The organism is Qipengyuania nanhaisediminis (genome assembly GCF_900115585.1).
GTDB lineage: Bacteria > Pseudomonadota > Alphaproteobacteria > Sphingomonadales > Sphingomonadaceae > Qipengyuania > Qipengyuania nanhaisediminis.
Genome location: NZ_FOWZ01000001.1, coordinates 516,165 through 539,056 on the forward strand (window position 1 = coordinate 516,165; position 22,892 = coordinate 539,056).

Below are 22,892 nucleotides of genomic sequence, written 5' to 3' on the forward strand. Positions count from 1 at the left end.
CTACCCTTGCGCACTTGTGCGCGCTACACCGCGCGCCATGACGAAGAACATCCGGGCCGCACTCCCGCTCGCTAGCGCACTCGCGCTCCTCGCCACGCCGCTCGCTGCGCAAGACGCAGCTGCCCCGATGAGCGCGCAGGATCTCGTGACCATGCCGCGCCTCGGAAGCCCGGCGGTGAATCCCGAAGGGACGCACGCGGTCTACGCGGTGACGACCACCGACCCGGAAAGCTACAAGCGAACCAGCACTCTGTACCTCCGCTCGCTTGCAGAGCCGGACAGCGCCCCTATCGCACTCGACATCGATGGCGGATCGGCGTCCTTCGCCGACGACAACTGGCTCTATTTCATCGCCGACGGCGAGGGAGACGATGCGACGAGCCAGGTCTGGCGCGCACGGATCGCTGCGGACGGCACGGTTTCCGACAAGTCCCAGGTCACCGCGCTGCCCCGCGCAGTTCACGGATACAGCGTCTCGCCCGGTGGTGAGCATATCGCGATCTGGACCGACATTGCGCGCACCTGCACCGCCATCGATTGCGATGACAGCGCGAAGGCGCACCTCCCGGGGCCCGGCAACGGTCGGCTCTACGAAGGCGACGGCGGATTTTACCGGCATTGGGATAGCTGGGAGACGCCCGGCACGCTCAGCCGTGTCTTTACCTTCCCGATCGAAAACGGTGTCGCCACAGGCACGGGTACGGCTGTCGACGGCCCGCTGGGTGCGGGCGGCCCGAACGGCGACACCCCGACGATGCCCTTCGGCGGCGGAGAAGACGTCGCATGGTCGAGCGATGGCAAGAGCATGTTCTTTACCGCGCGCGAAACCGGCGCGGGCGAGCCCTACTCCACCAATCTCGACATCTGGTTTTCGGACCTGTCCGGCAATGCGCCGGTCAACCTGACCGCCGCGAACGAAGCTCTCGATGCGCTTCCCACACCCTCGCCCGACGGCCAGTATCTGGCCTATGTCGCCATGGCGCGCCCCACCTACGAGGCCGACCGCCAGGTGGTCATGCTGCGCGATCTCAAGACCGGCGTGACGACCGCCCTTACCTCAGCCTTCGACCGCAGTTTCCAGAGCCTCGCCTGGACGCCGGATTCGCGCTGGCTGGTTGCCGGGGCGCAGGACGTGCTCGATACGCCCGCATACCGCATCGATCCGCGCGACGGGTCGGTCGAACGGCTCGATCTGATGGCCGGGAACGAGGCGCGTATTTCAGACATCACACCGCTGCACGGCGGTGATCTCGTGTTCACACGCAATTCGATCGGTGCGCCGTCCGAATTGTACCTGTCGCGTGACTGGGGCCAAGCCAAGCCGATGACGCAGGTCGCGGCCGACGTGATGGAACGGCTCGCTCCTGTCGTGGTCGAACGCTTCAGTTTCACAGGCGCGGGTGGCGATACCGTGTGGGGCCAGATTACCAAGCTCGACGGTCACGAAGGGCCCATGCCCGCTATCCTTTATGTGCACGGCGGCCCCCAAGGATCGTTCAACGACGGCTGGTCGAGCCGGTGGAACCCCCGCGTTGTCGCCAGCCAGGGTTATGCGGTCATCTCCGTCGATTTCCATGGCTCGACGGGCTACGGGCAGGCCTTCACCGATAGCATCCGCAATGATTGGGGCGGAAAGCCCCTCGAAGACCTGCAACTGGGCCTCGCCGCAGCGCTGGAGAAGGACAGCCAGATCGATGGCACTCGCGCCTGTGCAATGGGTGCAAGTTACGGCGGTTACATGATGAACTGGATCGCCGGACAATGGCCCGACCGGTTCGACTGCCTCGTCCAGCACGACGGCCTCTTCGACATGCGCAGCTTCTATTACACGACGGAAGAGCTGTGGTTTCCCAAGTGGGAATTCGGAGGCTCCTATGCCGAAAACAGCGAAGCCTATGAGCGCTGGAACCCGGTGAACTACGTCGAGAACTGGCAGACACCCATGCTCGTCATTACCGGCGAGCAGGACTTCCGCGTGCCTTATACGCAAGGCCTCGCCAGCTTCACCGCCTTGCAGGAGCGCCAGATCCCGAGCCAGTTGCTGGTCTTCCCGACCGAAAACCACTGGGTTCTCGGCGCGAAGAACTCGTTGCAGTGGCATGACACCGTATTCGCCTGGCTCGACCGCTGGCTGAAGCCGGAAAGCGATAGTGAGTAAGTCGCTGGAGAAAGCCCGGCGCGCCTTTGCCAAGATCGGAGCGGGCAGTGTCGAGCGGCAGATTTTCCTGTGCGCCGTCAGCGAGAAGCAGAAATGCTGCTCGCGCGAGGACGGCAAGGCGGCCTGGAACTATCTCAAGAAGAGGATGAAGGAACTCGGCCTCGTCGGCCGGGAAGCGACAGTCCAGCGTAGCAAGGCGGATTGCCTCCAGATTTGCGCGAAAGGGCCGATTGCTGTCGTGTGGCCGGAGAACGTCTGGTACCACTCCTGCAACGAGGAAGTCCTCGAGGCGATCATCCAGCGCCACCTGATCGGCGGTGTTCCGGTAGAAGAATACCGGCTTCACGCGCCCGAATAGCCTCTGTCCTAGTCCGCGTCCTTGTCCTGCCAACTCTCGCGGGTCGGGTCTTCGACCGATTCATCGTGTCCCGTACCGGACGACAGGAACATCAATCCCATCAGCGCGCCTGTCAGCAGCATCGTGAAACCGATGCCGAGCGCGATGGCGATGTAGTAATGCACGGAAGCCGCGCTCCCCTGCTTGTACAGCAGCGCCATGGCAATCGCGACGATGCCGACGGTCAGCAGGAACAGGAAGCGCATGAGGCGGCGAAAACGCGCCCAGGCATATGCAGCCTGTTCCGGATCATCGAGCGGCGAATGTCTGGTCATGGCCCTTCTCATGGCGATTGCGGCACGGCTCTTCAACAAGCGTGATGCGCCCGACTCGCCAAAGCAGGCAAAAAATGGCATTCTTCCGACAGGCAGAACACGGAGGCGCGCATGAATATCGGCACACTTATCGAGGGTCGGGCAAGTTCGGACATCATCTCGGTGGAAGTGGGTCAGACCGTGCGCGATGCCGTTCGCATCCTGGCGGAGAAGCGGATCGGCGCCCTCCCCGTGCTCGAACAGGGCCGTGTCGCAGGAATTTTTTCCGAACGCGATGTAATTCACCGCTTGGCCGAAGAGGGGCAAAGCTGCCTCGATCAGCGTGTCGGAAACGTGATGACCTCCCCGGCGATTACCGTCGAGCGTGCAACGCTCATCGACGACGCCCTGGCGCTCATGACGCGTCGTCGCATTCGCCACCTTCCGGTGATCGAGAGTGAGGCGATGTGCGGCTTCATCTCGATCGGCGACCTCGTTAAGTCACGTTTCGACGAGGTCCAGCACGAAGCCGAGGCCTTGCGGGATTACATCACGCACGCTTGAGCAGGGCCGACCTGCTCCCTACATGACCGACATGGCCGATATGCTCACCCTTACCCCCTCGGCAGCTGCGCGAGTCGCGGCCATTGCCGAAAAGCAGGCGAAACCTGCCATCCTGCGCCTTTCCGTGGAAGGCGGCGGGTGCTCCGGCTTCCAGTACAAGTTCGATCTTTCCGACGGTCCCGATGCGGACGACAGCGTGAGCGAAACCGATGGAGTGCGCCTCGTGGTGGACCCTGTAAGTCTCGATCTGGTCGCGGGAAGCACAGTGGACTTCGTCGAATCCCTCGGCGGCGCGGCATTCAAGGTAGAGAACCCCCAGGCTGCGGCCGGGTGTGGATGCGGTTCGAGCTTCGGGATTTAGGTTAGACCCGCGCGGCGCTTTCGGGCATCAGTTCGCCCATGCGTATCGCCACTTTCAACATCAACGGGATCAAGGCCCGCCTTCCACGCCTCAAGGAGTGGCTTGAAGAAACCCGCCCATCCGTCGCCTGCCTGCAGGAAATCAAGACGATGGACGAGGGCTTTCCGGCCGAAGAATTCGAAAGCATCGGCTATCATGCCATCTGGCATGGGCAGAAGAGCTTCAACGGCGTCGCGATCCTGGCCGATGGCGTGAAGCCGGTCGAAATCCAGCGCGGGCTGGGCATCGACGGACCCAAGGATGGCGAAGGCGAACAGGCCCGCTATCTCGAAGCCGAAGTGAACGGGGTGCGCATCTGCAATCTCTACCTGCCCAACGGCAATCCGCATCCGGGCCCGAAGTTCGATTACAAGCTGGCGTGGATGGAAAAGCTTCGCGCGCGCATGAAAGCCGTGTGGGAAGAAGAAGTGCCTGCTGTCGTGCTGGGCGATTTCAACGTCATTCCGGAAGACAAGGACGTTTGGTCGCCCAAGGCGATGGCATCCGATGCGTTGATGCAACCGGAATCGCGCGACGCCTATTTCAGGCTGCTTGGTGACGGCTGGACCGATGCGATCGATACACTCAATCCGCGCGGCGGCGTGTGGACTTACTGGGACTACCAGGCAGGCGCCTGGCAGCGCGACCATGGCTTCAGGATCGACCACCTGTTGCTCTCGCCCGAACTCGCCGACAGGATGACGGCAGCGGGCGTAGACAAGGAATATCGCGGTCGCGAGAAGTCCAGCGACCACACGCCGGTCTGGGTTGAGATCGCCGACTGACAACCCGAAAGCAAAAGGCCGCCACGCCTGAGCGCAGCGGCCTCATATTCCCGTCCAAGGAAATTTATCGGTAAAAGATGTGCGTCTTGATTGTGGCGCGAGCGACCTTGCGCTTTGCCCAGCTGGGGCGGACGTAATTCGCATGGAAATAGAGCGAATCGTCGGCTTCGCTGTCCCACAGGCCCTGGTGCGCAATGCGCGCAACAGCCTTGGCGCGTTTCCACGCAGCAGAGCCCTGCTTGATGCGCGGCATTTTACCGCCGCGAACGAAGCTGAACTGGGCGCGCTGGTAGACCACACCGCAATAGCTGGAGGGGAACTGACGCGATTCGCTGCGGTTGATGACGACCTGCGCAACAGCCAGCTGGCCTTCGAGCGGCTCACCGCGCGATTCGAAATAGACGGCGCCTGCAAGGCAGCGCATCTCTTCCGACAGCTGTCCGGCTGCAGGCATGGTGGAAACCAGGGCGTGCAGGCTCTCGGCCTTCGGCGCGTCCGCGGGAATTTCTTGGGTGGCTTCCGTTTCTTCAGGAAGCTCTTGGACGACTTCGCCTTCGACGAATACCGGCACGACCTCATCGGTCAGTTCGGTTTCGGAGACGATCGTCTCGCCATCCGCTTCAGCAGCGAAGGCGATGGAGCCGGTTTCTTCTGCACCGGCGAAACTTGCAACAAGCGTAACCGCGCTCGCCGCGAGGGCTAGGTAAGTCTTTCGCATTATTCCGAGTGACTAAGCGGTGAACTCGCAGTCGCAGGCCGGGATCAGAGGCACGTTACTTGCGCCATGGTATTCAGATCCGTTTTTCGAGCCTGCCGGTCGTTCCCCGTCTGCGTGCTAGCTTGCCGACCCCATTGTCGTCCAAAGCCGCCTACGCATCGAAGCTGGGCAGCCAAATAGTCACAATTGAAACCGTGTCAAGTTAACGGGGGTCGGAATCGATGAGCCGTTCCATTTCGGGGCCATCCAGCTCCAAAATCCAAAGATCGGGGTCCTGGTCCATGCGGCGACGGATATACTCGTCAAAATCCGTCGTGTTTTCAGTGTCTTGCAGCTTTGTCGCCTGAAAGCGGCGTGTCCCATCAAGCTGCGGCATTCGCTCCCAAAACATTGTATTTTTGCCACTGTGTGTGGTTAATATGCCCAGCGTTCCTGCATCGCGCTCGCCCGATTGAAGTACGGTAGCAAAACCTCCGGCGGCCTGGGCCTGGCGTATCAGGCCGCTCACCTCGATATGTGTCGGCAGGCGCGCGTCTTCGAAGCCGTGGCTCAAGCGGCATATCCCGGCAGGCCGGAGAGCGAGATGCGCGATTTCATGAAGGTGCCCGTGCCGCGGCCTATTTCGTCACCTTCGGCATCGACCAACCGTGATTCGGCCACAAAAACGCGCCGCTTGCCGCTGACCCAGCGCCCTTCCGCAGTAACGCGCCCTTCGCGGACCGGCTTGGTGAAATGGAGGTTGAAGGACGTGGTCAGCAGGAAACGGTCCGTAACCAGCGTATTCGCCGCATAGAATGCCGCATCGTCGAGCATCTTGAAGTAGATCGTCCCGTGCGCTGCGCCGGCTGCATGATAGGCAGCCTCGGTCACATCGAAAGTGATGCGCGCGCTGCCTTCCCCGGTGATCTCGAGCGAAGAATCGAACAGGCCGTTTACGGGTGCAGAGGCGTACAATCCCTCAAGAGCGCGCCAGTGACCCTCCGCGCCGCTATTGCCAGACATTGCCATCGAAATGTCCCGTCAGCGCGGCTCGACCCAGCCGATCGAACCATCGGGCCGGCGGTAGACCATGTTGTGCGCTTCCGTAGCGCCGTTCTTGAACAGCAGCGCATTGGTGTTCTGCAGGTCGAGCATCATGACCGCATCGGCCACGGAGCATTCGGGGATCATCGCGCTTGTCTCTGCGACGATCGGCGGGCTGTCCGCAGTGATCTCATCGTCATTCTCGGGCTCGGGCGCGGCGAAGATCGTATAGGCGGCCTCTTCCTCGCGCATGGCATATTGTGCCTGCTCGTGCCGGTCCTGAATCCGCCTCTTGTAGCGGCGGAGCTGCTTTTCGATCTTGGTTGCCGCCTTGTCGAACGCCTGGTGGATATCGTGCGCCTCTGCATGACCTTTGAGGATGAGGCCCTGCATGACGTGGGTGACGATGTCCGAAGAGAACGCGCCGCCAGCCGCCTTGCCGAAGGTGACGTGCGAGGAAATCGCGCGGTTGAAATACTTGTCGACGATGCCTTGCATGCGGTCTTCGACATGGGTCTGCAGCGCAGCGCCGGTATCGATCTGATGACCCGAGACGCGAATATCCATAATTCTCTCCTTTACCGCAGCATGCCGGTCGGGAACGTGGCGACATGCGCCGCGCCTTCCAACGAAACTAACCCCAAAGCGGGTTTTCGATCCCGCTCATGAATTTCCTGTGGCGCGCAAGCTCTTCCTCGCTGGGCGCGTGGGCCCGCGGTTCGCGGCGCGGACGGTCCGGGGCCTGGCGAACGGCGACCACATCCTGTTCCACGACCTGCACCCGCTCTGCCGCGAGCTCCAGGCCGATCTGGCGACCGCCCTTGAGTTCCACATAGACCTGGGCGAGCAATTCCGCATCGAGCAGTGCGCCGTGCTTGACGCGATGGCTGCGATCGATGCCGTAGCGCGAACACAGCGCATCCAGCGACAATTTCGCGCCCGGGTGCCTTTTCTTGGCCATGGCGACGGTGTCGACCATCCTGCTCATGCAGATCGCCTCGCGCTCGCACAGGGCCAGTTCGGCGTTGAGAAACGCGAAATCGAAGCCGGCATTGTGCGCGATCAGCGGTGCATCGCCAATGAAATCGAGCAATTCATGCGCCGTATCGCGGAATAGAGGCTTGTCGGACAGGAAGGACGCAGACAAGCCGTGCACCGCTTCTGCTCCGGCGGGCATGTCGCGTTCCGGGTTGTAGTAAGCGTGGAACACCTCACCCGTCGGGACGAGATTGACCATTTCCACGCAACCGATTTCGACCATCCGGTCGCCTGTCTTGGGATCAAGGCCGGTGGTCTCAGTATCGAAAACGATCTCGCGCATTGCAGGGACTATCGGACTCGTGCTGGCGGATTACAAGGATTTTAGACTCGCGACTGGCTGCGCAATTCATCGATGAGGGTGCGCACCGCCTGTTCGGTTTGCGAAAGCGTTGTCCCGGTGTCGATGATGTGATCGGCGCGAGCGCGCTTATCTGCGTCGGGAACCTGAAGCGACAGTATGTGCGCGAATTTCTCGGGCGTCATCGCGGGCCGGGCCAGCACGCGCTCGCGCTGGACTTCGGCCGGGGCAGAGACGACGACCACCACATCCACCGCCTCGGAGCCTCCTTTCTCGAACAGGAGCGGAATGTCGAAGACGACCATGTCCTGGCCAGCGTGTTCGATCAGGAAGGCCCCCCGTTCTTCGGCGACTGCCGGGTGAACGATGGCCTCGAGGCGGGCGAGGGCGGCTTTGTCGCCGAACACCAGCTTGCCGAGCTTGTCGCGCAGAACCCCGGTTTCATCGGTGCTACCCGGAAATTCAGCTTCGATAGCGGCGACGAGCCTCCCGCCGGGGCCCTGCATCCTGCGCACTTCCCTGTCGGCATCGAAAACCGGCACGCCCGCACGCTCGAACATCTCGGCGACCGTGGATTTGCCCATCCCGATCGAGCCGGTCAGGCCGATTATGGTCGGACGGGTCACGAGGTCAGCCTTTTGCGCAGCTCGCCATCATGCTCTCGCGGTGCCTCTGTGCCGAAGAAAAACCGAAAGGCGGCCGCGGCCTGACCGATCAGCATGGAAAGGCCATCGATAGTCTGCAGCCCCGCATCGCGCGCCGACTTCAGGAAAGCTGTCTCGAGCGGGTCGGTGACGATGTCATAGGCGATGGATCCGGGTGGGGCATGGCTCCAGTCGAAGGGCAGGGGGGGCTGTCCGCGCATTCCCAGTGGGCTGGCATTGATGACCAAATCGCAGCAGCCGTCCCGGTCGTCGAAGGCAAAGTCCGTCACTTCGGCAAAATGCGACAGCGGCGCGACGTGGTGTTCTCCTTCGGCCAGCTCGTCGAGAAGAGCGCGTGCCTTATCGGTATTGCGTCCGGCGAGGACTAGAGTGAACCCTTCCTTCGCAAGACCCGCCACGATCGCACGCGCTGCACCTCCAGTGCCCAGAATGCGTGCCATCCGGAAAAAATGCGTGCCCGACAGTTCCGATCGCAAAGGTTCGAGAAAGCCTGCGACATCCGTGTTACGCCCTACCAGCGCTCCGTCAGGAGCCTTCACGACCGTATTTACCGCTCCCACGCGCTTGGCGAGGGGCTCCATCCGGTCGAGGTAAGGGATTATCGCCTGCTTGTGCGGCATGGTGACATTGCACCCGCGCCAATCGGGGTCCCCCCGCCGTTCGACAAGATAACCTTCGAGACCGGACGATGCGACGTGGTGGGCGCGATATTCGGCCTCGATCCCAAGCTTCTCGATCCAAAAGCCATGGATCGCAGGAGACTTGGACTGCGCGATCGGGTCGCCGATGACCTCTGCGTAAGGCTTCACGAGGGAAGGGCGCCTTCATCGCGCAGCGCGCCCAGAACCTGGAGCAACGGCATTCCCAACACGGTAAACTGGTCGCCCATGATGCTTTCGAACAATTGCACGCCCGGACCCTCGATCCGGAAAACCCCGACACAGTAGGAGACTTCCGGCCATTCGGCATCGAGGTAGGCTTCGATGAAATCCTCGGACAGCTCCCGAACTCTGAGGCGCGCGAAATCCGATCCCATCCAGACGATCTTCCCGTCTCGTGCCAGCGCAGCAGCGCTGTGCAAGGTCATTACCTTGCCCGAAAAGAAACGCAGGTGCTCGGCGGCCTGGTCGCGGGTTGCAGGTTTGTCGAACCTGCGCCCATCGACCTCGACGAGGGAATCGCTGCCCAAGACCAGACAGTCGGATTTCACGCCGGTCGCCTTTGCCGCGGCGAGAGCCTGCGCGATTTCCGCAGGATCGGCGCCTTCTATCTCCGCTTCCAAACCACGTTCGTCGACATCGGCGGGCTTTGCCGAATAGGAAACGCCGGCTGCATCCAGCATCGCCTTGCGCGAGGCGGAATTCGAGGCGAGCACGATGCCGGTGCCTGCAATGCCGCTCATATCGCCTTCACCCCTTCGAAATCGCCACCGGATTTGTGGCTGCGCTCGCTGCAAAGGCGAATGATGGCGGCCGCCGTTTCCTCGATCGAGCGGCGCGTCACGTCGATAACGGGCCAGCCATTGTCGGCGAACATCCGGCGCGCGAAGGCCACTTCCGATTTGACCCGCTCGTTATCGATATAGGCGGTCTGCGACTGTTCGTTCAGCGTGAGCAGGCGGTTGCGGCGGATCTGGACGAGCCGCTCTGGCGCGGTCGTAAGGCCAACCACCAGGGGCTTGCTCAGCTCGAAGAGCTTGGGGGGCGGGGGGCTCTCGACAACCAGCGGAATGTTCGCGACCTTGAACCCGCGGTTGGCCAGATAGATGCTTGTCGGGGTTTTGGAGCTACGTGACACGCCCGCGAGAATGATGTCGGCTTCTTCCCAGTTTTCCCACCCGATCCCGTCGTCATGGGCGATCGTGAACTGGATAGCCTCGACGCGTTCGAAATAGGCCTTGTCCATTTGGTGCTGGCGCCCCGGTCTTCCATGGGCTTCCTGGCCAAGCGCTTTCTCAAGCGCTTCGGTCACCCGGTCGAGGATCGGCACGGCGGGCAGGCCATTTTTCGTACATACCTCTTCGAGGCGGGCACGCGCTTCGGGATTGACGAGGGTGAAGAGTACGAGGCCAGGATTGGCCTTGAGTTCCGGCACGATCCTGTCGAGATGCTGCCGCGAGCGGACCATCGGCCAGAAATGGCGCACGACATCGGCATCGTCGAACTGGGCGAGCGCGGCCTTGGCCAGCATTTCAAGCGTTTCGCCGGTGGAATCGGACAGGAGGTGGAGATGGATACGGTCGGCGATGGTGGTCACTTTCGGCCTGTGGAGAAGCACCGGATAAACCACGGCACAAGTCTGGCGACAAGTTCGGGGATCGATTCACTCCCCATTGCGAGTCCTCTTCGGGGGCGATTCCCGCACAGCAAATGGAATTTTTGCGCAGGCTGGGGAGAAGCGGGATAAGTTTGACTCGACTCACGGCCTGCCACGAGTCGCAATCCGGCATCCGGCCTTTTCCTTGCGGGAGAAATGGGGCAGGGGGCGGCTATGCCCGATATCCACAGGGCCAACAGACTCCTTCAACTCTTATAATAATACTTATTTATTGGATTGGACTCTCTCTCGATGCCCGGCCTTCTGCTCGACACTCTGAACGGTAAGCGCGCTGACAAGGTGCCGCTCTGGCTCATGCGCCAGGCCGGTCGATACCTTCCCGAATACCGCGAATTGCGCGCCGAGAAGGGTGGGTTCCTCGCGATGGCTTACGACAGCGAGGCGGCTTGCGAGATCACGATGCAGCCGATCGACAGGTTCGGGTTCGACGGAGCGATCCTCTTCTCCGATATCCTGATCGTGCCCCATGCGCTGGGTCAGCATCTCGAATTCCTGGCAGGCGAAGGCCCGAAACTTTCCCCGCCGCTGGTGGATGCCGACCTCGACGGGTTAAGTCCCGACCGCTCCCGCTATGAACCGATTTACGAAACGGTTCGCCTTTGCCGTCAGCGTCTATCGAGCGATACTACGATGCTCGGCTTTGCTGGTAGCCCGTGGACAGTTGCGACCTACATGGTCGCGGGCGAGGGGAGCCGCGACCAGCACGATGCGCGGGCCATGGCTTATCGAGACCCGGGCAAACTGCAGGCGATCATCGATGCGATCGCCCATGAGACGATCGAATACCTTTCCGGTCAGATCGAGGCCGGGGCAGAAGCCGTCCAGCTTTTCGACAGCTGGGCCGGCAGTCTGGCGCCCGATGAATTCGAACGCTGGGTCATCGCTCCCAATGCGAAGATCGTTACGGCGCTGGCCGAGCGACATCCCGAAACGCCCATCATCGGCTTTCCGAAGGGGGCTGGTGAAAAGCTCCCTGCCTATGCCCGTCAAACCGGTGTGAAGGCCGTCGGGGTCGATGAAACGCTCGATCCGGTGTGGGTCGCGCGCGAATTACCGGCTGGGATTGCCGTACAAGGCAATCTGGACCCGCTTCTGCTGCTTTCGGGTAGTCCGGCCCTCGAAACGCGCATCGAGACAATCCTCGAGGCTTTTTCCGACCGGCCCCATGTCTTCAACCTGGGTCACGGCATCGATCGCCGCACCCCGATTGCGAATGTGGAGCGCCTGATTGCAACCGTCCGAGGCTGGCAGGGGTGACGAAGCTGCCTGCTATCCCTACATCGACTGCATGCAGGATATTCTTGCGATGACCTATCTTTGGCTGAAGGCCGGCCACATCATTTTCATGGTGTTCTGGATGGCCGGTCTGTTTATGCTCCCGCGCCAGATGATCTACTGCCACGAAGCCGCGGTGGGATCCGACGAGGAAGCGACATGGGCCAAGCGCATGGGCCTGCTGCGCAAGATCATCCTGACGCCGAGCCTGATCGTCGTCTGGGTCCTTGGTCTCGCGCTTGCGATGAGTATCGGTGCCTTCGATCAGGGCTGGTTTCATGCGAAACTGCTGTTCGTGCTGCTTCTGACCGGCTTTCACGGATTCATGGTCGCCAAGTCGAAGGCCATGTCGAGAGGCGGCCGCCCGCTTAGCGAAAAACAGTTGCGGCTGTACGGCGAAGTGCCCGGCATCCTGCTTGCGGTGATTGTCGTCCTGGTGATCGTCAAACCGTTCTGACGCTGGCCGCGACCATCGTTTGCCGATTGACGGCAGGCGGGGCTACATTTATCTGCATTCCACCAACCGGCAAGAGGCCCCCGCGATTCAAAAGGGTGCCGGGTCTGCTTTCTCCAAGCCCATACCGACCCGCCGGCCATTCCATATACCTGAGTAAAAACACATGCATCTCAAAGATTTGAAAGCAAAAGCGCCCGCAGACCTCGTGGCAATGGCCGAGGAACTGGGCGTCGAAGGCGCATCGACCATGCGCCGCCAGGACCTCATGTTCTGCATTCTTCGCGAACTGGCGGAAGATGAAGAATATGACGAAAAGATCATGGGCATCGGCACGATCGAAGTGCTGCAAGACGGCTTCGGCTTCCTGCGCAGCCCCGAGGCGAATTATCTCGCCGGTCCCGACGATATCTACGTCTCGCCGAACCAGGTCCGTAAATGGGGCCTGCGCACCGGTGACACTGTCGAAGGTGAAATCCGCGCACCCAAGGAAGGCGAGCGCTATTTCGCGCTGACGAAGCTGACCAGCGTCAATTTCGAAGATCCCGACCAGGTCCGCCACCGCACCAATTTCGATAACCTGACCCCGCTCTACCCGGAACAGAAGCTGTCGCTCGATACGCTCGATCCGACGGTCCAGGACAAGTCGGCACGCGTGATCGATATCATCTCGCCGCAGGGTAAGGGTCAGCGCGCGCTGATCGTCGCTCCGCCGCGTACCGGTAAGACCGTCCTGCTGCAGAACATCGCCAAGGCGATCACCGATAACCATCCGGAAGTCTTCCTCCTGGTCCTGCTCGTCGACGAGCGTCCGGAAGAAGTCACCGACATGCAGCGCAGCGTGAAGGGCGAAGTTATTTCCTCGACCTTCGACGAACCTGCAAACCGCCACGTCCAGGTCGCCGAAATGGTGATCGAGAAGGCGAAACGTCTTGTCGAGCACAAGCGCGATGTCGTCATCCTGCTCGACTCCATCACCCGCCTTGGCCGCGCCTACAACACCGTGGTGCCCAGCTCGGGTAAGGTGCTCACCGGCGGTGTCGATGCCAATGCCCTCCAGCGCCCTAAGCGCTTCTTCGGTGCGGCGCGTAACATCGAGGAAGGTGGCTCACTGTCCATCATTGCGACCGCGCTGATCGATACCGGCAGCCGCATGGACGAAGTTATCTTCGAAGAGTTCAAGGGCACGGGTAACAGCGAAATCGTCCTCGACCGCAAGGTTGCCGACAAGCGCATTTTCCCGGCTCTCGACGTCGGCAAGTCCGGTACCCGCAAGGAAGAACTGCTGGTCGAGAAGGACAAGCTGTCGAAGATGTGGGTCCTGCGCCGTATCCTCATGCAGATGGGCACGGTCGATGCGATGGAATTCCTCCTCGACAAGATGAAGGATTCCAAGACCAACGAAGACTTCTTCGCCAATATGAACCAGTAGGAGGACGAGGCACGGCGGGCCCGCCCCGCCGTGCGGCACTTCAGTGGATCGGATCGTCTACAGCAGCATCGCCTCGAAAGGCACCGACACGCCCGACGTGTTCGAGATCGTGGAGGTTTCGGCACGCAACAATCCCAAGCGCGCGGTGACAGGCTTCCTGCTGTACGATGCGGACCGCTTCCTGCAGATGATCGAAGGACCGGCATTGGCGCTCCAGGCCTTGCTGGAAGACCTCGAAGCGGATCCAAGGCACCACACCATCGAGGTCCTGCACCGCAGTGCGGCAGACGAGCGCTGGTTTCCCGATTGGGAAATGAAGCACCTGATTTCCTTTTCGGCCGAGCCGGCCCTCGAGGAATTGAGGCGCAAACTGTCGACCAAGCCCGGCGGGCCGGAGATCTTCGCGCTGGTGGATGGCTTCCTGGGAAAATAGACCTCTCAAGAGAGCCGGTCAGCAGCTCAGCCGGCCTGCTTTTGCAGCATTGCGGCCATTTCTTCCCAGACCTTGTTGACCGCCTTGAGTGGTCTCACCATCACCTTGAAATCCACGATCATACCGGCTTCGTCAAACTCGATCAGGTCGATGCCGTTGACGTGTATCCCGCCCATTTCCGTAGTGAATTCCAGCATGGCGTTCGGGCCGTCGACCAGTTCGCGCACATAGGCGAAACTGTCGTTCCCAAGAGTCTTGCCCGCAGCGGAGAGATAACCCACCACCAAGTCGCGGCCCTTTTGCGGCGTGTGCACGACGGGTGAGTGGAACTGGGCATCTTCCCGGATGATTGCGGCGAGGTCCTCCGGCTGCGACCCGGCATCGATTACCTCATGCCATCGCTTCAAACCGATTTTTGCGCTCATGCATGCCTCCGGAAGCTGTCGGCTCTCGCCGCCTCCCAATGGCGGGCGAGGGGAGTGGAAGACGGCTTGTCGAGCAGCACACCCGGTTCGGCAAAATAGTATATCTTGTCGAAGGCATCAGATCGCGCACCATTGATCCGTTCTCGCATATCGAGCGGTTTCATGTCCCAGGGCTTATCGAGACCCATGGCGATCGTGATCTCGCGCAAAGAATGTAGCGTTTGTCGCTGGAAACGGGCTACGCGCGGGGCTTTGTCCTCGACGATCAGGCCGCGCTGACGCCACTCTTCCTGTGTGGCGATGCCCGTAGGGCAGGTGCCCTTGTGACAGTTCATCGACTGCACGCAGCCGAGTGAGAACATGAAAGGCCGCGCCGCATTGCACCAGTCGGCACCGAGGGCGAAGCTCTTGGCCATTTGGGCGCCCGAGTGGATCTTGCCTGACGTGGCAATTTTGACCTTATCGCGCAGGCCGGTGCCCACAAGCATGTTGCGTACGAAGATCTGCCCTTCACGCAGGGGCATTCCGACAGAATTGGAAAGCTCGAGAGGTGCGGCGCCCGTCCCGCCTTCCGCGCCATCGACGGTGATGAAATCCGGGTGCATCCCGGTTTCCAGCATCGCTTTCCCGACAGCGAAAATCTCGTGAGGAAGGCCCACGCACAGCTTGATGCCGACAGGCTTGCCGCCCGATAATTCGCGCAGCCTTGTCACGAACTCGAGCATTTCGATCGGTGTGTCGAATTCCGGGTGTGCTGCCGGTGAGGTGACGGTTTCCCCAACCGGCACACCGCGGGCTTCTGCGATTTCCTTGGTCACCTTTGCGCCGGGCAGGACGCCGCCGTGACCGGGCTTGGCCCCCTGGCTCAGTTTCAGTTCGATCATCTTGACCTGGTCGGAGGCGGCGTTTTCCTTGAATTGGTCCGGATCGAACCGGCCATCCTTGGCCCTTGCGCCGAAATAGCCGCTTCCCAATTCCCAGATCAGGTCGCCTCCGGGCTTGCGATGATACTTGCTGATCGAGCCTTCGCCGGTGTTGTGCGCGAAGTTACCCTCTTTCGCGCCGGCGTTAAGCGCTTCGATCGCACGTCCGGAAAGCGACCCGAAGCTCATGGCGGAGATATTGAGGAGGGACGATGAGTACGGCTTGGCGCAAGTGTTTTCGCCGACCGTCACGCGCCATTCCTCGGGCGCGGTGGAGGAGGGGGCAATCGAGTGGCCGACCCACTCATACTCGTCTGAATAGACGTCGAGCTCGGTCCCCATGGGGTGCGAGTCGAGGTCGCCCTTGGCCCGTGCATAAACAAGCGCGCGAGCCTGGTGGCTGAACGGCCTGCCCTCGAGATCCCCTTCGACCACGTAGGACTGGGCGAAGGGGCGCAGGTCCTCCATGATCCACCTGATCCGGGCGATGAGCGGGTAATTCCTTCTAAGGGTATGTTTTTCCTGCGAAAAATCCCAGACTGCAACAAGCAGAGCGGGAACCAGGATCCACAGCAACCACCTTGCCGGCTCCCATAGTCCGGCAATCGCCACCAGCGCGTAGAGAAGGACCGGGATAATGTACCGGAAGGGGAGCTTTTCCATTTGGATCGACGCCTTCAGGCCAGGTGTTCGGCAAAAAACTCGCTCGTGCGGCGGTCGGCAAGGTTCGCAGCTTCATCACTTCGACGATTACCAAACTCCGTCGCGAAGCCGTGATCGAGACCCTCGTAATCGTGAAGCGTTACCTTGGGGTGGTCGTCGAGGCCGGCATGCATGGCTGCCTGGGTTTCCTTGTCCACGAAACCGTCCTCGGTCGGGATGTGGAGCATGAGCGGGTTCGCGATGGCGTGCTTTTCGTCCAGAAGATTGTCGACGCCGACGGCGTAATATCCGACCGTCGCATCGCTGTCCGTACGTGCCGCGGTCATGTAGGCGAGCCGTCCGCCAAGACAGTATCCGACCGCGCCGACCTTGGAGCACCCTTGGCCGCGTGCATATTTGATCGCCGCCTCGATGTCCCGGACGCCTTGGTCCTGGTCGAACTTGCCGAATAAATCCAAAGCTTTATTCATTTCCGGCTCGATATCGGGATCGAGTTCGATGCCATCCTCGAATTGCCAGAACAGGTCCGGGGCCACCGCCAGGTATCCGTCTTCCGCGAGCTTGTCGCACTTGCGGCGAATTCCGGCGTTGATTCCGAAAATCTCCTGGATGACTACGATCGCGGCCTTCGGCTTGTCGGCCGGCCTCGCGACATACGCGTTGAATGTGTTTGCGCCATCGAGTGTGGAGATGGTGACCAGTTCGCTCATGCGTGTATTCTCCCTAGATAGTTGCAGGCCTAGCGCTTGTGGCGCGGGGCTGGCAAACCCAGATATGGAAAGACCCAGATGTCTTCTGGGCATTCAACGGAGGAAACGCGATGAAGGTCCAAATCGAAATCGACTGTACGCCAGAGGAGGCGCGGACCTTCATGGGCCTGCCCGATGTCGGAAAGGCGAACGATGTCTACGTCGATATGATGTCGAAAGCGATGAAGGGCGTTTCCAGTCCGGACCAGCTGCAGGAATACGCGCGGCAGCTCGCTCCTATGGGGCAGGCCGGTTTCAAGCTGTTCCAGAGCTTTATGGAAGGCGCCAATGCTGCGCGCACTTCCGGCAAGACCACCAAGTCTTCGGACGACTAGGATAGCTCTTCCTCATGAGTGATACGATCTTCGCTCTTTCGAGCGGATCGCCTCCTGCCGCTATCGGGATCATCAGGATCAGCGGTGGAAGTGCGCGGGAGGCTCTGGAGCGGCTTGCAGGAAAAGTGCCGGAGCCTCGCCGGGCAACGCTGCGGACCCTGAGGGACGGGGCAGGGGGCGTTCTGGACCGTGCGCTCGTCCTCTGGTTCGACGGCCTGCAAACAGCCACGGGGGAAGAGCTGGCGGAAATCCATTGCCATGGTGGGCGCGCCGTTGTCGCTGCGATCGAGGGTGCACTGGGTTCGATCCCGGGGTTGCGTAGAGCGGAGCCCGGCGAATTCACCAGAAGGGCATTCGCGAATGGTGTGCTGGATCTCGCCGAGGCGGAAGGTCTGGCGGACCTGCTGGCGGCAGAAACCGAATTGCAGAGGCTCGCAGCCCAGGCCTCTGCCGACGGCGCGCTTTCTAGCCAGGTCGATGTGTGGCGATCGCAGGTTCTCGGCTTGTCCGCCTATGTCGAGGCGGCGCTCGATTTTTCTGACGAGGATGATGTGGAGGTGTTGCCGCCCGCCTTTCAGGATGGGTTGTCAGCAGTCTTGGCAGATATTCGCGGCGCGCTGCAGGCTCCGCGTGCAGAGCGGCTGCGCGATGGCATCAGGGTCGTGCTTGCCGGTCCGCCGAACGCCGGAAAATCCTCTCTATTCAATGCTCTTCTCAACGAAGGCGCTGCGATCGTCACCGATGAAGCGGGGACTACCCGTGACGTTATCGAGAGGCCGGTGGCGTTCGAGGGCATGCCATTCGTATTGATCGACACTGCCGGCCTCAGGGACGATGGCGCGGCCCTGGTTGAGGCCATCGGCATCGACCGCGCGCGCAAAGAGCTCGAGAAGGCCGATATCGTCCTTTGGCTTGGCGCTGAAGGAGAAGGCCCGGAAGGTGCATTGGAGATTGCGGCCAAATGCGATCTCGAAGGGACTGGAAAGAAGAACGCTGATCACACACTCTCGGCCGCCAGCGGTGTCGGGCTGGAGCGCTTGGTGGAGGATTTGGTGGCGAGGGCGAGGGGCTTGGTCCCCAAGCGCGGGATGGCTGCCTTCAACCAACGCCAGGCCGAGGCGCTCGGTCACGCATTCGATGCTCTGGAGGGGATTGGAGAGGGTGATGACCTCCTCCTCATAGGGGAGCGCTTAAGGCTCGCCCGCAGGGCATTTGACAGGCTGCTTGGCCGCCAATCGACCGAGGAAGTTCTCGACGCCTTGTTCGGGCGCTTCTGCATCGGGAAATGAGATTGTTTCACGTGGAACACCGCGAGGCTTTGACCCGATAGGCAAACACATTTATCGGGCGCTTTATGCAAAGATTTGACACCATAGTGATCGGCGGCGGGCACGCTGGCGTTGAGGCGGCCTGCGCGTCTGCGCGGATGGGCGCTGATACGGCTCTCGTCAGTTTCGACCTGTCGAAGATCGGTGCGATGAGCTGTAATCCTGCAATCGGCGGGCTCGGGAAGGGTCACCTAGTGAGGGAGGTGGATGCTCTCGACGGGGTGATCGGCCGTGCTGCCGACGCGGCGGCAATCCATTACCGGATGCTCAATCGGTCAAAAGGCAGTGCCGTATGGGGACCGCGTGTGCAAGCGGATCGCGCGCTATTCCATGCGGCGGTGCAGGGCATCGTACATTCTCAATCCAATCTGACACTGGTTGAGGGGGAAGCGGCGGCGCTGAGGCTCGCAGATGGCACCGTTACGGGCATTGAGCTTGCCGACGGTAGTTCTATCGAGGCGCGCTCGGTCATTCTGTGTACCGGAACCTTCCTCGGGGGCACGTTATTCCGCGGCGAGGAGCGTTTCGAAGGTGGGCGCATCGGGGAGAATGCCGCACATCGTCTGGCAGAGCAGCTGCGTGGTGCTGATTTGCCGATGGCGCGCCTCAAGACTGGAACTCCGCCCCGCCTCGATGGGAGGACAATCGATTGGGCTCGGTTGGATGTTCAGCCATCGGACGAAGAGCAGTGGACTATGTCGTCCCTGTCGAGTGGACGGGCAAACCCCCAGGTCTTTTGCGCAATCACCCGCACCAACGAGGCATCCCACGACATCATCCGCAGTAATCTTGAGCGATCACCGCTATTCTCGGGCGCGATTGGCGCCGCTGGTCCGCGCTATTGTCCTTCGATCGAGGACAAGATCCATCGCTTTGGAGATCGGGACGGGCACCAGATCTTCCTCGAGCCGGAAGGCCTCTCGACGCGTGCGGTCTACCCCAACGGCATAAGTACTTCGCTTCCGGTCGACGTGCAGCTGGACATGCTCCGCGCGATAGAAGGCTTGGAGAAAGTATCGATGGAGGTGCCGGGCTATGCCGTCGAGTATGATCACATCGATCCACGCGCCCTCCGTTCAACTCTCGAGGTGCGAGCGATACCCGGTTTGTATTGCGCAGGTCAGATCAATGGCACGACCGGTTACGAGGAAGCCGCAGCACAAGGGCTTGTGGCCGGAATGCATGCGGCGGGGAGGGCGCTTGAGACCGAGGGCGCGCAGCTCGATCGGGCAAATTCATACATCGCCGTGATGATCGACGATCTCACCCTGCAGGGTGTGACGGAGCCATATCGCATGCTCACATCGCGTGCGGAATATCGGCTGCGGCTACGCGCAGCCAATGCCGACACACGCCTCACACCCTTGGGGATCGACGTCGGACTGGTTGGCGAGGGGCGCCGCCGGTGGTTTGAGGAGCGTGAGGGCAGGCGCGACATGATCGATGCGTTTCTCTCGCAGACGATCTCCGCCAAAGATCTGCAGTCCAGCGCCCGCTCGGTGAAGCCGGATGCGCGCGGTCGAAGCGCTCGGGAATGGTTGAAGGGCGGTCACGTCATGCTGCAAGATCTTGCCTCTCACCTTGATGGTTTCGATGCCTCGGACTCGCTCGCCGTCGAGATGGCGGAGGATGCCTTCTACTCGCCTTATCTTGAGCGCCAAGATGCTGAGCTGCGCGAGCTTCGTGCGGGCGAGCATCTGCGGATATCGGAGGAGTTCGCTTTTGCAGAAGTACCTGGCCTGTCCAACGAAATGGTCGAGCGTTTGACAGCCGCAAAGCCTCCAACTTTATCGGCGGCAGGGCGAATACCCGGAGTTACCCCGTCAGCTCTCGCCGCGTTGATGGTACATGTGAAGCGTGCGCAAGAGGTTCAAGCCCTGTGATGGAGCGGGAAAAAGAAGCGCGAGCCTACATTGAAGAGAAGGGCGGGGCGCGAGCTATTCACTCCCTGTCAGAGCTTTCCGAACGGCTGAAAGAAGAGAATCAGCGCCAGAACCTTGTGGCCAAGGGTTCGCTGGACCACATCTGGGTCCGCCATTTCGCAGACTCGGCGCAATTGCTGGACCACGTTCCACGTGAAACAAAGGGCCCTTGGCTAGATTTGGGGAGTGGTGCCGGCTTTCCCGGGTTGGTCCTTGCGATCTTGCGGCCCGAAATTGAGTTTGTGCTGATCGAGTCCCGCCGTTTACGGGTGGAGTGGCTCGAAAGAATGAGCTCGGAGCTTGGCCTGGAAAATTGCCGCATCGAAGGGTGTCGTTTAGAGCAAGTCACGACAGTCGAGGCTGGAATTATTTCGGCTCGCGCGTTTGCGCCGCTTGCCAAACTGCTGCGTTTATCCGCACGCTTCTCCACAGACGACACACGCTGGGTGTTGCCGAAAGGGCGTTCTGCGGCTCATGAAGTGCAGGAGCTACCCGGACGGGAGTCGAAAATGTTCCACGTGGAACAGTCACTCACGGATCGGGAGGCGGGAATTGTTGTTGGTCGGGGCAAAGTGAGGGAAAAAGCGTGATTACCGTCGCAATTGCCAATCAGAAGGGTGGCGTGGGCAAAACGACCACGGCCATCAATATCGCAACCGCGATGGCCGCCACCGGCTGGAAAACCCTCCTCATCGACCTTGACCCTCAGGGCAACGCGTCGACCGGTATGGGGATTGAGGGCGTTGATCGGAAGTATTCCAGCTACGATCTTCTGCTCGAGCAAGGCACCTTGGCGCAATGCGCGCAGCCGACTGAAATTCCCGGCCTCGACATCGTTCCCGCGACCCAGGACCTATCAGGAGCCGAGGTGGAGCTGGTCGCCGTCGATGACCGCACTGCGCGCCTGTCGAAAGCGCTGGCACAGTCAGGCACAACCGGTTTCGGAAGTTACGATATTTGTTTTATCGATTGCCCGCCGTCTTTGGGGCTTCTGACCCTGAACGCTTTGGGAGCAGCCGATACGCTTCTAGTGCCATTGCAATGCGAATTCTTTGCGCTGGAGGGGCTGAGCCAACTGTTGCAGACGGTCGAACGTGTCCAGCAACGCTTCAATCCGGACCTGGGTATCGTCGGAATAGCGCTCACCATGTTCGATCGTCGCAACCGGCTCACCGACCAGGTCGCGGACGATGTCCGTGATTGCCTTGGGAAGCTCGTCTTCGAGAACGTAATCCCGCGTAATGTGCGGCTATCCGAAGCGCCCAGCCACGGCATGCCGGCGCTCGTCTATGACCACAATTGTCCCGGTAGTCGCGCCTACATCGGATTGGCGCGCGAATTAATCGGAAGACTGCCCGAGAGGAGGAAGGCCGCATGAGCCAGGCAATCGATCGCAAGAAGAAGCTTGGCCGCGGGCTCGGCGCGCTGCTTGGAGAAGTCCAGCGCGAGGAGCCGCTGGTCAATTCCGGTAACGAAAGCAACGAGTTGGCTAGTGCAGCTGCGCCTTCTGTCACCTCGGGGCTCAGCTCAATCCCCGTTGCCGATATCGAACCATTGCCCGGGCAGCCAAGGACGCATTTCGACGACGAGGCGCTCGACGAACTGGCCGCATCCATCGCCCAGCGGGGCGTGATCCAGCCCGTCATCGTCACTGCGAGGGCGAGCGGCAAATATCGGCTGGTGGCCGGCGAACGTCGCTGGCGCGCTGCCCAGCGGGCGCGACTTCACCAGATCCCCGCGATCGTTCGCGATCTGGAAGAGCGCGAAGTCCTCGCTTTGGCGCTTATCGAGAATCTCCAGCGCGAGGATCTCAATCCTTTGGAAGAGGCCCGCGCATATCAGAAACTCGCGGAAGACGAGGGCATGACTCAGGCCGAAATCGCGGGCTTGGTCGACAAATCCCGTAGCCACATCGCCAATTTGCAGCGCTTACTGGCCTTGCCCGACGATGTCCAGGATCTCCTGGCCAACTCCAAGCTTTCAATGGGCCATGCGCGCGCCTTGATCGGCAATGACGACGCGTCTGCCATTGCGGCACGTGCAGCGAAGGAAGGGCTTTCGGTCCGCGAAGTCGAGAAACTCGTACGCAAGGCATCTCGCCCGGCAGCCTCAGGTCGCGTCAAACCCCAGATCCCCGAAGCCGAAACGGATGCGGATATTGCGGCCGTACAGGGCCATCTCGAGGAATTTCTCGGTTTGCCGGTGCGGATCAAGACGGACGAGACGCCGAGCACGGGGACGGTCACCATCCGCTACCATACGCTAGACCAGCTTGATCTTATCTGTCAGCGCCTCACAGGCGGGGACATCTGA

General features: G+C 61.1%; 28 protein-coding genes. 15 read left to right on the forward strand and 13 right to left on the reverse strand.

Annotated elements, in window-relative coordinates; all coding sequences use genetic code 11:
* Window positions 1-37 precede the first annotated feature (37 nt).
* The gene (locus BM173_RS02630) at window positions 38-2,158 is read left to right on the forward strand and encodes a dipeptidyl-peptidase 5 (RefSeq protein WP_090477041.1); all 2,121 of its coding nucleotides are present in this window, start codon (window positions 38-40) and stop codon (window positions 2,156-2,158) included.
* Window positions 2,148-2,516 (forward strand): (2Fe-2S) ferredoxin domain-containing protein, encoded by a 369-nt coding sequence (locus BM173_RS02635; protein ID WP_090477043.1) that lies wholly within the window; start codon window positions 2,148-2,150, stop codon window positions 2,514-2,516. Before BM173_RS02630 ends, BM173_RS02635 begins: the two co-directional genes overlap by 11 nt.
* An 8-nt stretch (window positions 2,517-2,524) precedes the next feature.
* Here BM173_RS02635 and BM173_RS02640 read toward each other — a convergent pair whose 3' ends face one another.
* Entirely contained in the window at window positions 2,525-2,830 is a 306-nt protein-coding gene (locus BM173_RS02640) for a hypothetical protein (RefSeq protein WP_090477045.1), read from the reverse strand.
* A 111-nt stretch (window positions 2,831-2,941) separates the two neighbouring features.
* On the opposite strand from BM173_RS02640, the gene BM173_RS02645 reads away from it, so the two are divergent.
* Genes BM173_RS02645 through xth form a run of 3 tightly spaced genes read left to right on the forward strand, consistent with a single transcriptional unit; the run spans window position 2,942 to window position 4,558 of the window.
* Window positions 2,942-3,373 carry a CBS domain-containing protein gene (locus tag BM173_RS02645; protein WP_090477047.1) on the forward strand — a complete coding sequence of 144 codons (432 nt, stop codon included), beginning with the start codon at window positions 2,942-2,944 and terminating at the stop codon, window positions 3,371-3,373.
* 31 nt (window positions 3,374-3,404) lie between these two features.
* Entirely contained in the window at window positions 3,405-3,734 is a 330-nt protein-coding gene (locus BM173_RS02650; protein ID WP_090478398.1) for a HesB/IscA family protein, read from the forward strand.
* A 38-nt stretch (window positions 3,735-3,772) separates the two neighbouring features.
* Window positions 3,773-4,558 (forward strand): exodeoxyribonuclease III, encoded by a 786-nt coding sequence (gene xth, locus BM173_RS02655; protein WP_090477049.1) that lies wholly within the window; start codon window positions 3,773-3,775, stop codon window positions 4,556-4,558.
* 64 nt (window positions 4,559-4,622) lie between these two features.
* On the opposite strand, the gene BM173_RS02660 is transcribed toward xth, so the two are convergent.
* From BM173_RS02660 to BM173_RS02700, 9 genes are all read right to left on the reverse strand, one after another.
* On the reverse strand, window positions 4,623-5,276 hold the full coding sequence (locus BM173_RS02660) for a cell wall hydrolase (protein WP_090477050.1): 654 nt from the start codon (window positions 5,274-5,276) through the stop codon (window positions 4,623-4,625).
* 202 nt (window positions 5,277-5,478) lie between these two features.
* A complete protein-coding gene (locus BM173_RS02665; RefSeq protein WP_090477052.1) occupies window positions 5,479-5,829 on the reverse strand; it encodes a DUF1491 family protein in 351 nt (116 codons plus the stop codon).
* A complete protein-coding gene (locus tag BM173_RS02670) occupies window positions 5,826-6,278 on the reverse strand; it encodes a PaaI family thioesterase (protein ID WP_425438791.1) in 453 nt (150 codons plus the stop codon). The genes BM173_RS02665 and BM173_RS02670 overlap by 4 nt, the downstream gene beginning before the upstream one ends.
* Before the next feature lie 18 nt (window positions 6,279-6,296).
* Complete coding sequence (hpf, locus tag BM173_RS02675) at window positions 6,297-6,866, reverse strand: ribosome hibernation-promoting factor, HPF/YfiA family (RefSeq protein WP_090477055.1); 570 nt, start codon at window positions 6,864-6,866, stop codon at window positions 6,297-6,299.
* A 67-nt stretch (window positions 6,867-6,933) separates the two neighbouring features.
* Window positions 6,934-7,620 (reverse strand): DNA polymerase III subunit epsilon, encoded by a 687-nt coding sequence (dnaQ, locus tag BM173_RS02680; protein ID WP_090477057.1) that lies wholly within the window; start codon window positions 7,618-7,620, stop codon window positions 6,934-6,936.
* A 41-nt stretch (window positions 7,621-7,661) separates the two neighbouring features.
* Window positions 7,662-8,264 carry a dephospho-CoA kinase gene (coaE, locus tag BM173_RS02685; protein ID WP_090477059.1) on the reverse strand — a complete coding sequence of 201 codons (603 nt, stop codon included), beginning with the start codon at window positions 8,262-8,264 and terminating at the stop codon, window positions 7,662-7,664.
* The gene (gene aroE, locus BM173_RS02690) at window positions 8,261-9,112 is read right to left on the reverse strand and encodes a shikimate dehydrogenase (RefSeq protein WP_090477061.1); all 852 of its coding nucleotides are present in this window, start codon (window positions 9,110-9,112) and stop codon (window positions 8,261-8,263) included. Before aroE ends, coaE begins: the two co-directional genes overlap by 4 nt.
* Window positions 9,109-9,705 (reverse strand): Maf family protein, encoded by a 597-nt coding sequence (locus BM173_RS02695; RefSeq protein ID WP_090477062.1) that lies wholly within the window; start codon window positions 9,703-9,705, stop codon window positions 9,109-9,111. The genes aroE and BM173_RS02695 overlap by 4 nt, the downstream gene beginning before the upstream one ends.
* The gene (locus tag BM173_RS02700) at window positions 9,702-10,559 is read right to left on the reverse strand and encodes a pyruvate, water dikinase regulatory protein (protein WP_281247522.1); all 858 of its coding nucleotides are present in this window, start codon (window positions 10,557-10,559) and stop codon (window positions 9,702-9,704) included. The genes BM173_RS02695 and BM173_RS02700 overlap by 4 nt, the downstream gene beginning before the upstream one ends.
* A 312-nt stretch (window positions 10,560-10,871) precedes the next feature.
* Here BM173_RS02700 and hemE point away from each other — a divergent pair, with 312 nt between their 5' ends.
* The 4 genes from hemE to BM173_RS02720 all read left to right on the forward strand — a co-directional run bounded on the left by hemE (window position 10,872) and on the right by BM173_RS02720 (window position 14,234).
* Complete coding sequence (gene hemE / locus BM173_RS02705; protein ID WP_090477064.1) at window positions 10,872-11,897, forward strand: uroporphyrinogen decarboxylase; 1,026 nt, start codon at window positions 10,872-10,874, stop codon at window positions 11,895-11,897.
* A gap of 31 nt (window positions 11,898-11,928) precedes the next feature.
* Complete coding sequence (locus tag BM173_RS02710; protein WP_090477066.1) at window positions 11,929-12,372, forward strand: CopD family protein; 444 nt, start codon at window positions 11,929-11,931, stop codon at window positions 12,370-12,372.
* A 163-nt stretch (window positions 12,373-12,535) separates the two neighbouring features.
* Window positions 12,536-13,801, forward strand: coding sequence for a transcription termination factor Rho (gene rho / locus BM173_RS02715; protein WP_090477067.1), 1,266 nt, complete (start codon window positions 12,536-12,538; stop codon window positions 13,799-13,801).
* A gap of 43 nt (window positions 13,802-13,844) precedes the next feature.
* Window positions 13,845-14,234, forward strand: a complete 390-nt coding sequence (locus tag BM173_RS02720) for a BLUF domain-containing protein (protein WP_090477069.1) — start codon at window positions 13,845-13,847, stop codon at window positions 14,232-14,234.
* 26 nt (window positions 14,235-14,260) lie between these two features.
* Here BM173_RS02720 and BM173_RS02725 read toward each other — a convergent pair whose 3' ends face one another.
* From BM173_RS02725 to BM173_RS02735, 3 genes are read right to left on the reverse strand one after another with little or no spacing between them, the layout of a single operon-like run.
* Window positions 14,261-14,659 carry a nuclear transport factor 2 family protein gene (locus BM173_RS02725; protein ID WP_090477071.1) on the reverse strand — a complete coding sequence of 133 codons (399 nt, stop codon included), beginning with the start codon at window positions 14,657-14,659 and terminating at the stop codon, window positions 14,261-14,263.
* Window positions 14,656-16,245 (reverse strand): FMN-binding glutamate synthase family protein, encoded by a 1,590-nt coding sequence (locus BM173_RS02730; protein WP_177201782.1) that lies wholly within the window; start codon window positions 16,243-16,245, stop codon window positions 14,656-14,658. Before BM173_RS02730 ends, BM173_RS02725 begins: the two co-directional genes overlap by 4 nt.
* A 14-nt stretch (window positions 16,246-16,259) precedes the next feature.
* Window positions 16,260-16,955: a dienelactone hydrolase family protein gene (locus BM173_RS02735; RefSeq protein ID WP_090477073.1), complete on the reverse strand. Its 696-nt coding sequence runs from the start codon at window positions 16,953-16,955 to the stop codon at window positions 16,260-16,262.
* A 110-nt stretch (window positions 16,956-17,065) separates the two neighbouring features.
* On the opposite strand from BM173_RS02735, the gene BM173_RS02740 reads away from it, so the two are divergent.
* The 6 genes from BM173_RS02740 to BM173_RS02765 all read left to right on the forward strand — a co-directional run bounded on the left by BM173_RS02740 (window position 17,066) and on the right by BM173_RS02765 (window position 22,892).
* Window positions 17,066-17,329, forward strand: coding sequence for a DUF6489 family protein (locus BM173_RS02740; protein ID WP_090477074.1), 264 nt, complete (start codon window positions 17,066-17,068; stop codon window positions 17,327-17,329).
* 14 nt (window positions 17,330-17,343) lie between these two features.
* Entirely contained in the window at window positions 17,344-18,618 is a 1,275-nt protein-coding gene (gene mnmE / locus BM173_RS02745) for a tRNA uridine-5-carboxymethylaminomethyl(34) synthesis GTPase MnmE (protein ID WP_090477075.1), read from the forward strand.
* Window positions 18,619-18,683: 65 nt separating this feature from the next.
* Entirely contained in the window at window positions 18,684-20,540 is a 1,857-nt protein-coding gene (mnmG, locus tag BM173_RS02750; protein ID WP_090477076.1) for a tRNA uridine-5-carboxymethylaminomethyl(34) synthesis enzyme MnmG, read from the forward strand.
* Window positions 20,540-21,169 (forward strand): 16S rRNA (guanine(527)-N(7))-methyltransferase RsmG, encoded by a 630-nt coding sequence (rsmG, locus tag BM173_RS02755; RefSeq protein ID WP_090477078.1) that lies wholly within the window; start codon window positions 20,540-20,542, stop codon window positions 21,167-21,169. Before mnmG ends, rsmG begins: the two co-directional genes overlap by 1 nt.
* Window positions 21,166-21,957, forward strand: coding sequence for a ParA family protein (locus BM173_RS02760; RefSeq protein ID WP_090477080.1), 792 nt, complete (start codon window positions 21,166-21,168; stop codon window positions 21,955-21,957). Before rsmG ends, BM173_RS02760 begins: the two co-directional genes overlap by 4 nt.
* Window positions 21,954-22,892: a ParB/RepB/Spo0J family partition protein gene (locus tag BM173_RS02765; RefSeq protein ID WP_090477082.1), complete on the forward strand. Its 939-nt coding sequence runs from the start codon at window positions 21,954-21,956 to the stop codon at window positions 22,890-22,892. The genes BM173_RS02760 and BM173_RS02765 overlap by 4 nt, the downstream gene beginning before the upstream one ends.